At 71.3% G+C, this 10,955-nt stretch carries 11 protein-coding genes; 3 read left to right on the top strand and 8 right to left on the bottom strand.

What is annotated here, in order from left to right; translation table 11 throughout:
• Nucleotides 1–314: 314 nt before the first annotated feature.
• The 7 genes from AAT21_RS14830 to AAT21_RS14800 all read right to left on the bottom strand — a co-directional run bounded on the left by AAT21_RS14830 (nucleotide 315) and on the right by AAT21_RS14800 (nucleotide 7,099).
• Nucleotides 315–1,517, bottom strand: coding sequence for an NAD(P)/FAD-dependent oxidoreductase (locus AAT21_RS14830; protein WP_046776998.1), 1,203 nt, complete (start codon nucleotides 1,515–1,517; stop codon nucleotides 315–317).
• Between the two features lie 135 nt (nucleotides 1,518–1,652).
• Nucleotides 1,653–2,597, bottom strand: coding sequence for an RNA polymerase sigma factor SigJ (gene sigJ, locus AAT21_RS14825; RefSeq protein ID WP_046776997.1), 945 nt, complete (start codon nucleotides 2,595–2,597; stop codon nucleotides 1,653–1,655).
• A 402-nt stretch (nucleotides 2,598–2,999) separates the two neighbouring features.
• A complete protein-coding gene (locus tag AAT21_RS14820; RefSeq protein WP_046776996.1) occupies nucleotides 3,000–3,572 on the bottom strand; it encodes a snapalysin family zinc-dependent metalloprotease in 573 nt (190 codons plus the stop codon).
• A 150-nt stretch (nucleotides 3,573–3,722) separates the two neighbouring features.
• A complete protein-coding gene (locus AAT21_RS14815; RefSeq protein ID WP_046776995.1) occupies nucleotides 3,723–4,022 on the bottom strand; it encodes a hypothetical protein in 300 nt (99 codons plus the stop codon).
• A 193-nt stretch (nucleotides 4,023–4,215) separates the two neighbouring features.
• Nucleotides 4,216–4,419, bottom strand: coding sequence for an EF-hand domain-containing protein (locus AAT21_RS14810; RefSeq protein ID WP_046776994.1), 204 nt, complete (start codon nucleotides 4,417–4,419; stop codon nucleotides 4,216–4,218).
• A gap of 296 nt (nucleotides 4,420–4,715) precedes the next feature.
• On the bottom strand, nucleotides 4,716–5,870 hold the full coding sequence (locus AAT21_RS14805) for a serine hydrolase domain-containing protein (protein WP_046776993.1): 1,155 nt from the start codon (nucleotides 5,868–5,870) through the stop codon (nucleotides 4,716–4,718).
• 74 nt (nucleotides 5,871–5,944) lie between these two features.
• A complete protein-coding gene (locus AAT21_RS14800; RefSeq protein ID WP_063838096.1) occupies nucleotides 5,945–7,099 on the bottom strand; it encodes a hypothetical protein in 1,155 nt (384 codons plus the stop codon).
• A 202-nt stretch (nucleotides 7,100–7,301) separates the two neighbouring features.
• Here AAT21_RS14800 and AAT21_RS14795 point away from each other — a divergent pair, with 202 nt between their 5' ends.
• The 3 genes from AAT21_RS14795 to AAT21_RS39990 all read left to right on the top strand — a co-directional run bounded on the left by AAT21_RS14795 (nucleotide 7,302) and on the right by AAT21_RS39990 (nucleotide 9,447).
• Nucleotides 7,302–8,036, top strand: coding sequence for a GbsR/MarR family transcriptional regulator (locus AAT21_RS14795; protein WP_046777445.1), 735 nt, complete (start codon nucleotides 7,302–7,304; stop codon nucleotides 8,034–8,036).
• Nucleotides 8,037–8,224: 188 nt separating this feature from the next.
• Nucleotides 8,225–9,097, top strand: coding sequence for a DUF4394 domain-containing protein (locus tag AAT21_RS14790; RefSeq protein ID WP_046776992.1), 873 nt, complete (start codon nucleotides 8,225–8,227; stop codon nucleotides 9,095–9,097).
• 62 nt (nucleotides 9,098–9,159) lie between these two features.
• Nucleotides 9,160–9,447 (top strand): hypothetical protein, encoded by a 288-nt coding sequence (locus AAT21_RS39990; protein WP_046776991.1) that lies wholly within the window; start codon nucleotides 9,160–9,162, stop codon nucleotides 9,445–9,447.
• On the opposite strand, the gene AAT21_RS14780 is transcribed toward AAT21_RS39990, so the two are convergent.
• A complete protein-coding gene (locus AAT21_RS14780; protein WP_046776990.1) occupies nucleotides 9,435–10,676 on the bottom strand; it encodes an NAD(P)/FAD-dependent oxidoreductase in 1,242 nt (413 codons plus the stop codon). The two genes, AAT21_RS39990 and AAT21_RS14780, sit on opposite strands and share 13 nt — an antisense overlap.
• Nucleotides 10,677–10,955 lie beyond the last annotated feature (279 nt).

The raw sequence follows: 10,955 nt of genomic DNA, 5'->3' as shown, positions 1-10,955 counted from the left end.
CATCGAGAACCAGAAACGTCCCGGCTGAGGTCAATAATGCAGACCCGTGCGCCCGCGCGGATCAGAGCAGTGTTAAGAAGCGCTCCCTCCCGGGCGTGAACGCCCGGGGTTCCGCGCTAGATCATGCTGAACTCGTCGGCGACAGAGGTGCCGGCCTGCGCGGGCGGACACCGGCCCGACTCCCTGCGGGAGCGGTCCTGGCAGGTAGGTCTCCGTGCTGCGGAAGCCAAGCCCCCTTGCGGAACCCGCTCCTCGGGGATCCGCTGCCCGAGTATGCGGAGATGATCCAGGCACTGTTCTGCCGGCAGCGGCGGTCAGGCCGCGGCCCGCACCCGGGCGGGAGTCTTGTTCTCCTGCTGGGCGACGCGGCGGCGCCGTGTCGGCATGCCCACGGTCGGGTGGGCCACGCCCCACGCCGCGCCCTTGCAGATCGTCTCCTTGTAGAAGGCGGCCGCGCGGCCGGTCAGGACCTTGTCGACGGCCCGGTCGTCGGCGGTGACGAACTGGATCAGGCCCTCCCTGCGGCCCAGGGAGATGCACTGCTGGAAGTAGCGGATGGGGACGGTCGGGATCTTGGTGCCGGCGAGCCGGGCGGCGATCGCGTCGGCGGCCTGCCAGGCCATCGGGACGCCCGAGGCGCACGACATGCGCAGCGGCTTGCCGCCGGGGCCCGTCGCCGTCGCCGCGTCGCCCACGGCGTACACGTCCGGGTGGGAGAGCGAGCGCATTGTCGCGTCGACGACGATCCGGCCGCCGTCGGTGAGCTTCAGGGCGGTGGCCCGGGCGATGGGGTGGACGGCGAAGCCGGTGGTCCAGACGGTGACGTCGGCGGGGACGGTCCGGCCGTCGGCGGTCGTGACACGGCCGGTCTCCACGGCGTCGACCACGGCGTGCTCGTGGACCGTGATGCCGAGCCCGTCCACCACCTTCCGCAGGTGGGCGCGGCCCTTCTCCGACAGCCAGTCGCCGAGGGCGCCGCGGGCGGCCAGGGCGACGTCGAGGTCCGGGCGGGCCTCGGCGATCTCGGTGGCGGCCTCCAGGCCGGTCAGTCCGCCGCCGACCACGACCACGGGCCGGCCGGCGTCCAGGGCGGCGAGGCGGTCGCGCAGGCGCAGTGCGCCCGGCCGGCTGGAGACCTCGTGGGCGTGCTCGGCGGTGCCGGGGACGCCCCCGTCGTTCCAGCCGCTGCCGAGCGCGTAGACCAGGGTGTCGTACGCCAGTTCCTCCCGGCCGAGGGTGTTCGCGGCGGCGACCGACACCGTCCTGCGGTCCACGTCCACGGCGGTGACCTTCGCGAGCTTCACCTCCACGCCCGTGCCCGCGAACATCTCGCTGAACGGCCGCGGCCGGAGGTCCTGGCCGGCCGCGAGCTGGTGCAGCCGGACGCGCTCGACGAAGTCGGGCTCCGGGTTGACCAGGGTGATGCGGACGTCCTCGCGGTGCAGCCGCCTGGCGAGACGGCCGGCGGCGACGGCACCGGTGTATCCGGCTCCGAGAACGACGATGCGGTGCTCCATGTCCGTGCTCCTGTCTGGACGGGTCCGCCGGTGTCCGGCGTGGTGTCGCACCTTGAACCGGGCAGCCCCGCGTTTCCTGACAGGAATGGAATGTGACCTGCGTCACACCGGCATGCGTCGGTGTGACGCAGGGCCTCACAAGGTGTGGAGCGGGCCCTCCCCGTGGTCCGCGGCCGCCCACCGCTCGGTCGCGCGCACGAGCTTGTCGGGGTTGACCTGGCTGGTGACCGCCACGATGCCGTCGGCGGTGACGTCCAGGCAGGTGATCCCGATGAGCCGGCCGTCGACGACCGCCGCGATGGCGGGGCCGCCGTTGGCGGTCGTGGCGTAGATCTCGGGCGTGCCGCCGACGATGGCCCGCTTGGCCGTGCCGGGCTTGAACAGGCCGCGCAGGAACGTGGCGACCGCGAGGGCGCCTTCGAACGCCTTCGCGCGGGCCGGGACCTTGCCGCCGCCGTCGCCCATCGCGACGGCGTCCTGGGTGAGCAGCTGGACGAGGGGTTCGGTACGGCCGCTGGTCGCGGCGGCCAGGAACTCCTCGACGATCCGCCGTGCCGCGGCCGCGTCGATCTCGGTGCGCACCCGGCCGTCCGCGATGTGTTTCTTGGCCCGGTGGTGGATCTGCTGGCTGGCGGCCTCGCTGACGTCGAGGATCTCGGCGATCTCCCGGTGCGGGTAGTCGAAGGCCTCCCGCAGGACGTACACGGCACGCTCGTTGGGCGTCAGTCGCTCCAGCAGGACGAGGACGGCGTACGACACCGACTCGCGCTGTGCGGCGGTGTCGGCCGGCCCGAGCATCGGATCGCCTTCGAGCAGCGGCTCGGGAAGCCAGCGCCCCACGTACGTCTCACGCCGGGCGCGGGCCGAAGTCAGCTGGTTGAGGCAGTAGTTGGTCAGCACCTTCGTCAGCCAGGCCTCGGGCACCTCGATCCGCTCGACGTCCGCCGCCTGCCAGCGCAGGAACGTCTCCTGCACGGCGTCCTCCGCATCGCCCGCCGACCCGAGCAGCCGGTACGCGATGGCTTCCAGCCGGGGCCTCGCGGCCTCGAACCGGTTCACGTCACTCATGAGCAGCGCCATACCGCGATCCTAGGCCCCCCGCCCCCGACGCCCGTGGCGGCCCTGCGGGTTCCGCTCCGGCCGCCGGCTGACCCCTCACCTCTCATGGGGCCCGCGTCAGGTGCGTGGGGCGTATGTCGGCCCCTGCCCACGGCGTACGGGTGCTGCGGAGCCGTCCTCACCGCGCCTGGCCGGTGGTGGCCGGCCAGCAGGTTCTTCCCCCGCCGTCACGGGCGGGGCGACGGGGTCGCCGAAGACTTCGCCGTCCGGCAGGGGCGGTTGCTGCAGCGGCAGTACCCGCGCCCGACGCTGCTTCCCGGTGAAGGCGCGGCGGTGGACCGGCACGGCTGTCCTCCGGGAGCCCGTCCCGGCCAGGGCCCCGTGCCGGCCCACCCGCTGACTCGCCGACCCGCCGGCCTCCGGTCAGGGGGCGTCGATGAGTACCCGGCCGTCGGCCGGCACGGTTGCCGCGAGCCCGTTCGCGTAGGCGTTCTGCACGCGGGACCGCTCTGTCGCGTTCGGCACGGCGTTGGTGCAGGCCGTCCCGGCGCTGGACCCGGACATCAGCTGGGAGCACGGCCCCGGCTTGGTGTCCGGGAGGCCCAGGCTGTGGCCCAGCTCGTGCGCGGCGATGCGTGTCTTGTCGTACCCCTGGCTCACGGCCTGCGCGCCGAGTTCGACTCGGACCTGTCGCCCCGGACGGACCGGACCGAGGGTGGCTTGCGGCCAGCCGGTGGTGGCCACGATGACGATCTCGGCCCGGGTCCCGGGCGCGGCCTCCACCAGCCGTACGTTGCTGACGTTCGCGTTCCAGGAAGCGACCCCGGCAGCTATGGCCGCTTCCCAGCCGGCGGCCCGGCTGTCGTCGTAACGGAGTGTCACTACCGCTGCGGTGGCGTCCGGTAAGGGCGCGGGTGCCGCGGTCGCGGCGGGTGCCGCCGCGAGGACCAGTGCGGCGGCGGAGGTGCCGGCTTTCAGCCAGGTGCCCAGAGACATGGTCGTCTTCCTTCATGCGTGGGGGGGGGATCCGGCCCCTCGGCGGAGCCGGGGCACTGGAGACGCCGCCACCGCCCGCCTGTGGTCCGCGGGTTCGGACAGCCGCGCCTTCGGAGCACTGAGAAGGTAGCCCCGCACCGCACTGTTTCGTCATGCACCTGCCAGCCAATTCCCGCAGGCACTCCAGCCGATGCCCGGCCAGTGGGCAACGCCGTCCAGGGGCTCGCGCGGCCGCGCTCGGCGGGGCGGCTGCGTACGGCCGCGTCGGCGCAGCCGTACGACCAGCGGACGGCCCGGCCGCAGGAGCACGCCCCTGGCCTGCTCGGGGGTCGCGGCCAGGAGTTCGCGGCAGAACTCCATCCGCTGCGCGCCGGGCAGGGCGGCCGCGATTCCCTCCGCGTTGCGCGGCGTCCGCTCGGGCTCGGGCTCGGGCGTCGGTTGCGCAGTCATCGCCCGTCCCTTTCCCTCTGCCCCGGGTCTGCCTTGGCGGCGTGGCTGCGGTCGGCTGTCAGCCCTCCCCGGGAAGGTCCGCCGTGCGCTCGGTCGCCACGTACGAACCGGCGGCGGCGTGCAGCTCGGGGGGTGTCTTCCGCGTCGCAGGCGGGGCCGGGTGGGCCGGCGGCCGTCGCTGTCTGGCTGGCCGCTACTTCAGCAGGGTGCGGAACTCTTCGAAGTCGAGGACCCCGTCGTGGTTCACGTCGGCCTTCATGGCCTTCTCCACCTCTTCGGCGAGGTGCTCCTGGGCGCCCTCGGCCCTGAACCCCTCCGCCAGTTCGACGACGCTGATCCGCCCGTCACCGTCCGTGTCGATCTGGTCGAAAAGCGCCCTGAGCTCAACCTCGTTCATCACATACCTCTCTCGCGTTCCACAGGCCCCCAGGGCCCACATGCCCCACCACCCTGCCACACCCTCGACATCCCACTGACGGGCAGGACTCCCCCGTCCTGCGCGCGCTCCTGACCCCGGCGACGGCGCAGCCGGCAGGGCGCTGCTGCCGATCACCCCCGCGTCCGGGCCGAGGGCGCCGGACCCCTTCCTTCCAGCGGCGCGGCCCCCGGCCCCGTGCGCGTTCCCGGCTCCCGGCTCCCGGCTCCCGGCGACGGAGTGATCAAGGAGGTACGGGCGGCCGGCGCTCCCGGCTGTCAGCTTGCGGCGGCCGCGCCGAACTCGGTGGTGAGGATGTCGGCGAGGACGGGCAGGCCGCTCCAGTCGCCGTTGACCTGGCTCGTGAGCAGGTGCTCGCCGTCACGGGAGCCCATGGCGCAGGTCCACGAGCCGTACGTGGCACCCGCGTTGCCCCAGACCGTCACACCGGACGGCAGTGTCCAGGAGAACACGCCCAGGCCGTACCGGGTGCCCGGGATCCACGGTACGGGTCCCGTGGTGTCCACGGTGGTGAACATCTCCCGCTGCTGTTCGGCGGGCAGGAGGTGGCCCTGGAGCAGTGCGCCGAAGAAGCGCTGCAGGTCACCCGTGGTCGAGACGATGCCGCCGGCCGCCCATGCGAAGGACTGGTTCCTCTCGGTCGCGTCGTGGATCACGGGCTGGGCATCGGAAGCGAAAAGGGTGGAGTAGTGGCGGCAGTGCGTCCCGCGGATCGCCGGTTCCGTGCCGGGCAGGTAGGTCCCGGTCAGCCTGAGAGGGCGGATGATCCGCTGGGTGAGTGCTTCGGCGAACGTCCCGCCCGTGACCTCCTCGACGATCAGGGCGGCCAGGAAGTAGTTGGTGTTGGAGTAGAGGAAGGCGTCCCCCGGAGCGAAGGGCGCCGGGGTGGCCAGGCCGATCCTGATCAACTGCTCGGGGGCGTAGGTGTCGTAGCGGTGCCGGAACCAGGCCTCGCCTATGCCGTTCTTGAAGAACTCCGCGTCATTGGCGTAGTTGGAGATGCCGCTGGTGTGGTCGAGCAACTGCCGGATGGTGATCGCGCGGCCGTCGTAGCCGTTGCCCGTCACCATCCCGGGCAGCCACTGCTCGATCGTGTCGTCGAGGCCCAGCCGGCCCTCGGCCGCGAGCTGCAGGACGAGCGTGGCGGTGAACGCCTTCGTCGTGCTCCCGATCCGGAACCGCTCGGACGGTCGGCGTTCCTGTCCGGTCCAGGTGTCGGAGACCCCCGCCGAGCCGAACCAGGCGTCACTGCCGTTGCGTACCTCGGCGACGATGCCGGGAGCGCCGCCCGGGACGGTGGCGCGGTCCAGGGCGTGCTGCATTGCGGAGCGGTCGGGGGTGGCGTCGAGGGCCGCTGCGGAGACCTCCGGCGTACCCTGTGCGGTCGCCTCGGTGGAAAAGTGACTGGTCATGCCGGTCTTCCTTTCAGGGGTGCGGTTTCGGTTCGTCGGATCGGGCGGGCAGGCGGGCAGGCGGGCGGTCAGCGTCAGCGCGCCACCGGCCAGGAAGGCTCGGGGATCCCGGCCGGTCGCGCCGTGGCGGGCTCAGCCGTGGCGGGCTCGGGCTCGGCTGGAGTGCGCTCGGCCGGAGAGACCTCGGCCGCAGCGCCTGCGGCCGTAGCGCGTTGGGCCGTAGCGCGTTGGGCGGTCGCGATCACTCGTACGGTGGTCCCCGCCGTGAGCAGCAGCACCGCAGCGAGGGCGAGGAGGGTGGCGGTGTCCGGCTGGATCAGGGGCTGTCCGCGCCACGCCTGCCAGGTCACCACCGCGACCAGTCCCGTGTAGCCGAGCGCCGCGCTGCCGACCAGGCGGGCCCGCACCTCCTCGTCGCGCAGCCAGACGCGCTCGGCGGCCAGGGCGGCCAGTACCGCGGCGATCAGGAGGAGCACCTGGATGCCGTGCAGGGCGAAGAAGTGCGGCACCCGGAAGTCGCCCCCGGTCACGCTCCAGTTGGTGAGGGGCATGCCGTGGCCGTCAGGGTCACCGATGCCGTGGCCCTGGTACATCTGTACGGAGTGTCCGTTGGCGTCGGTCACCGTACGGGGGTGGATCTCGGTGACCATCCAGAAGACCGGCACGACCATGCCGAAGGTGGCGAGCGCGAGACCGTGGCGGATGGCGCGGTTGAGCGCTGTTCCGCCCGTGCGCTGGAAGAGGACGACGGCTGCGAGCACCAACTGCGCGATGACGATGACCATCACGCCGAAGGTGAGGAGGGGGACCAGGGCGAGGGTGACCGGGTCGGCCTGATCCGCGTTGAAGTGGCTGAACGTGCCGCGCGCCGCCTGGGCGGTGATGGCGCCCACCTCCACGGTGGCTGCCAGCGCGAAGACGGTGCCCAGCCGGCACCCCAGCCGCCTGCCCCTGGTCAGCTTGGTCAGCAGCCATGCCAGCGTGCCGGCGTAGAGGCCGAAGGCGACGCCGAACTTGAGCGGCTTGACCCACACCGACTCGCCCAGCAGGGTCCGTTCGTCCAGGACCGTACCGACGGCGGCGACGGCCGCCAGGCCGAACATGAGGACGGCGCAGGCCGTCAGCGGCCGGTGCCAGGCGCGTACGGGTGCGAGTAAGGAGGTCATGGGGACTCCGATCAGGGCGACGAGCAGCCCTCGTCCGGGGCCCGCTCGGATCACATCGCGCATTCGCGAATGACTAAAAGCTAAATTGCTTTCACTCTTTCGTCAATCAAAAATCCAGATCGGATTACATCTTCGCATGTCAGCGAAAGGGTTTCTTGCAATGACAATGGGATCGAACGCAAATGCAGGCTCGTCGGATTTGCAATGAACTGGATGTGAAAGCAATACTGGGCACCCGCACGCACCTGACACGGAGGCCATGCCGATGCCCGGAGGCAGACTGACCCACGACGAGCGGTCGCAGATCGCCGAGGGACTGCGCGATGGACTCAGCTACACCGGCATCGCCGGGCGCCTGGGCCGGCCCATCTCCACCGTCACCCGGGAGGTGGCCCGCAACGGCGGCCCCGCCGCCTATCGGGCCGACGCGGCCCATCGCGCCACCACGAGCCGCGCCCGCCGCCGCAAGCAGCCCCCGGCCGCCGCTCCGGCCACCTCCCCGAGCGCGGGCGACGTACACGGGCGCGACCCGGAGGCCGTCCTCGAACTGGAGGAAGAGTTCACGGCGATGATGGTCGGTACGGGGCTCCCGCGCATGACGGCACGGGTACTGACGTGCCTGTACGTCACCGATGGAGGCAGCCTGACCGCCACCGAGCTCGCCCAGCGCCTCCGGGTCAGCCCCGCATCCGTCTCCAAGGCCGTCGGCGAACTCGAACAGCAGGAGCTCATCAGGCGCGAGCGCGACACCGGCCGGCGGCGCGACCGGTACGTCATCGACGCCGACGCCTGGTTCCGCGGCTGGATGGCAAGTGCCCGTCAGAACACCATGCTGGCCGACTTCGCCCTGCGCGGCGCCCGGGTCCTCGGCACCGCGACGCCCGCCGGCACCCGGATGCAGGACATCGGCCACTTCTTCGAGCACGTCGGCCGGACCATGATCCAGGCGGCCGAGCAATGGCGGCAGGACGATGCCGCGCGGCGCGGCACACCCGACTGAGCCGCCGGACCGGCCGCCGTCCGGCGTCCGGCGGTGGATCGCGCCGTGATCGCCGTCGGGTCAGCCGTTTCCACTCCTTGCGCCATGCGGGTGGCGTTCGCTCAGGGGGCCTGTCCGCTGCCGAGTCGACGCCGAACCCATCGCGAGCCGTCGGCCGGCCCGGCCGAGGCACCGATGAGGGAGTGAACATGCGCAACCGTCCTGTGATCGTGGCATCCGCAGTCGTTGTGGCCGCCCTGTGCGCGGCATCCGCGCCGGCGGTGGCCGACGCCCTGCCCCAGACGCTGCCCGCGCACGACCGCAAGACCGGCCTGAACGCGATCGGTCTGACCGGCGACCAGCGCCTGGTCGAGTTCGACGTCCGCAGGCCGTCCAGGACCTGGTCGCTGGGCCAGGTGACCGGCCTGGCCGGTGACACCAAGCTGGTCGGCATCGACTTCCGTGTCCAGAACGAGAAGTTGTACGGCGTCGGCGACCGGGGCGGCATCTACACCCTGAGCACCATGAACGCCAAGGCCGTAAAGGTGTCCCAGCTGACCGTGGCACTCGCCGGGACGGCGTTCGGCGTGGACTTCAATCCGGCCGCCAACCGGCTGCGGGTGATCTCCAACACCGGCCAGAACCTGCGCCACAACATCGACGACGCGGCCGCCCCGCTGACCACCACCCTCGACGGCACACTGACCAACCCCACCACCCCGCCGTCCACCGCCATGGGGGTGACCGGCGCCGCCTACACCAACAACGACCTGAATGCCGCGACTGCGACGACCCTGTTCGACCTCGACACGATGGCCGACCGGATCTCCCTGCAGTCCCCGGCCAACGCCGGCGCGCTCGCCCCGACCGGCAGCCTCGGGGTGGATGCCGCCCTCGATGCCGGATTCGACATCTACCACAACACGGCAACCGGAACGAACCACGGCTTCGCCGCCATCGGCACGGCAGGCACCTACCGCCTCTACTCGGTCGACATCCTGACGGGCAAGGCCACCGACAAGGGCGCCTTCCCGGCCAAGTACCAGGTCACCGACCTGGCTCTGCCCATCAACCAGGAGTAGGTGTCCAGGCGTTCCCCGCACAGTTTCCCGCGCGTGGTGTCCGTGGCGACGACGAACTGCCCGTGCCGGGCTCCAGCGGGGCTCGCCGCCTGGTGGTGGTCCGCAACCTGTCGGTGGTCTCCGGCACCGTCGACCCAGCCCAGGTCGTCTCCCACGTCCTCGGCTGGGAGCAACTGCCCGACGCGCTGCCGGAGAAGCACCGCAAGCCCGTCTTCGTACGAGACATCACCGCGCCACCGGCCCCGGCCCCGGCTCCGGCCCCGGGCCGGAGCGACAAGAGGAAGAATTCCATCCGGCCGGATGCGACGCCGAGTGGACTCCACGCTTCTCTGCGCTGTCAGGCGGCGTGAGGTGTCTGGTGTTCCATGCGTTCCTGCATGTGTCCGAAGAACTCCTCCGGCCGCGTCACGCCTGCCGTCACCCGGGCGAACTCGTCCTGTGCCGAGCGGCTGCGGGAAGCGGCGAGGAGGAGCTCCTGCATTTCGGGGGGCGGTGGTTCCAGCGTGGCGAAGTCGGCCGTGAACTCGTACATGCTCATGACCTCGGCGTCCCTTGTCTCCTGGCAGGCCCGCATGGCTTCGTCGAAGGGCCGGCGGCCGACGAGTACGTCGTCGAGTGCGCGGGTGCAGCGTTCCGCGTCCCGGAAGGCGTCCTGGATGCCCTGCGCGGTGATGGGGTCCTTGAGGTATCCGGCGTCTCCGACGAGGATCCAGCCGGGACCGTAGGGCTTGCGGAAGTAGTTGGGGATGGTCATTCCGACGAACCGTTCGGTCCGAGTGGCTTTCGAGATCCGTTCGGCGAAGGCCGGCGCGCGGGCCAGTACGGCGTGGTAGTTGCCTTCGATGTCGTCACGGTTGGCTTCGAAGTCGCGCATGGGCCAGGCGCAGATGACCAACGTCCGGTCGTCATTGGTGGGCCATGCGGCGAAGGCGCGGTCCTTGCGGTCGTACGCCTCGAACGTCCCGTTCATCGGCAGACCGGCCCAGTAGGCGTAGTAGTAGGCGTTGATCTTCGGCTTCTCGGCGTAGCCGGCGGCTCCCGTCGCCCTGGCGACAAAGGAGTGGAGGCCATCCGCTCCGACGACGATCCGGGCCCGGTCGGTGGCTGTCCTGCCGTCCTTGCCGTGGCCCTTGATGCCGGTGACGGTCCCACCGTCGAACAGGATCTCTTCGACGGTGAATCCCTCTCGTACGTCGGCGCCGGACTCTGCGGCGGCGTCGATCAGGATCTTGTCCAGGACCGTGCGGCGCGGGGCGTAGGAGATGTCGAAGCCCTCACCGGCAGGAGAGCCGGCGATGACGAAGGGTCCGAGATCGAACATGTAGGTATGGATGGCGGGACAGCCGGTTGCGACGACCCGGTCCAGCAGTCCCCAGCGTTCGAGCGCGGCCAGACCGGGCGGATGGATCAGGTGGGTGGAGATTGTGTCGCTCGGGAACGTCGCCCGGTCGACGAGGAGGACCCGGTGACCGAGACGGGCCAGGAGCATGGCGGTCGGGGCTCCTGCGCACCGTGCTCCGACGACGATCACGTCATGATGGTGGGTTTCGGCACCGGACGCGCCGGCCGTGCTGGTCATGGACCTCACCTGCCCGTCGAGCACACCGCCTGGCGGGATCGTCTGCGGGCGGACGCGGCGGTGCGTCTCTCTTCACGTTAGCCCCGGTCCGCTCCCCTTTTCTCCCCGGGCCGTGACCTGCGGTTTCTCGGTGGACGGGTGGGTTCTTGGTGTCGTAGTTTCCCTCTGCGCGCTCGACTCCGGGCGTCTGCGTACCGTGCCCGTGGGGGGTTCACCGCGTCATGTCCTCGTCCCGTCCCGACGTCCTTCGGCCTCGGCCGCCGCTGGCCCGCCCCGCCA

It is taken from the genome of Streptomyces yangpuensis (genome assembly GCF_001005295.1).
Taxonomy (GTDB): domain Bacteria; phylum Actinomycetota; class Actinomycetes; order Streptomycetales; family Streptomycetaceae; genus Streptomyces; species Streptomyces yangpuensis.
Note: the sequence above shows the minus strand (reverse complement) of the source record. Positions and strands in the feature narration are given on the sequence as shown.

What these genes read in the sequence shown, in the direction of transcription:
- AAT21_RS14810 (WP_046776994.1), bottom strand. Translation starts at nt 4,419, where the DNA reads ATGAACGAGGTTGAGCTCAGGGCGCTTTTCGACCAGATCGACACGGAC.
- AAT21_RS14820 (WP_046776996.1), bottom strand. Translation starts at nt 3,572, where the DNA reads ATGTCTCTGGGCACCTGGCTGAAAGCCGGCACCTCCGCCGCCGCACTG.
- AAT21_RS14800 (WP_063838096.1), bottom strand. Translation starts at nt 7,099, where the DNA reads ATGCGCGATGTGATCCGAGCGGGCCCCGGACGAGGGCTGCTCGTCGCC.
- sigJ (WP_046776997.1), bottom strand. Translation starts at nt 2,597, where the DNA reads ATGGCGCTGCTCATGAGTGACGTGAACCGGTTCGAGGCCGCGAGGCCC.
- AAT21_RS14790 (WP_046776992.1), top strand. Translation starts at nt 8,225, where the DNA reads ATGCGCAACCGTCCTGTGATCGTGGCATCCGCAGTCGTTGTGGCCGCC.
- AAT21_RS14805 (WP_046776993.1), bottom strand. Translation starts at nt 5,870, where the DNA reads ATGACCAGTCACTTTTCCACCGAGGCGACCGCACAGGGTACGCCGGAG.
- AAT21_RS14795 (WP_046777445.1), top strand. Translation starts at nt 7,302, where the DNA reads ATGCCCGGAGGCAGACTGACCCACGACGAGCGGTCGCAGATCGCCGAG.
- AAT21_RS14780 (WP_046776990.1), bottom strand. Translation starts at nt 10,676, where the DNA reads ATGACCAGCACGGCCGGCGCGTCCGGTGCCGAAACCCACCATCATGAC.
- AAT21_RS14815 (WP_046776995.1), bottom strand. Translation starts at nt 4,022, where the DNA reads ATGACTGCGCAACCGACGCCCGAGCCCGAGCCCGAGCGGACGCCGCGC.
- AAT21_RS14830 (WP_046776998.1), bottom strand. Translation starts at nt 1,517, where the DNA reads ATGGAGCACCGCATCGTCGTTCTCGGAGCCGGATACACCGGTGCCGTC.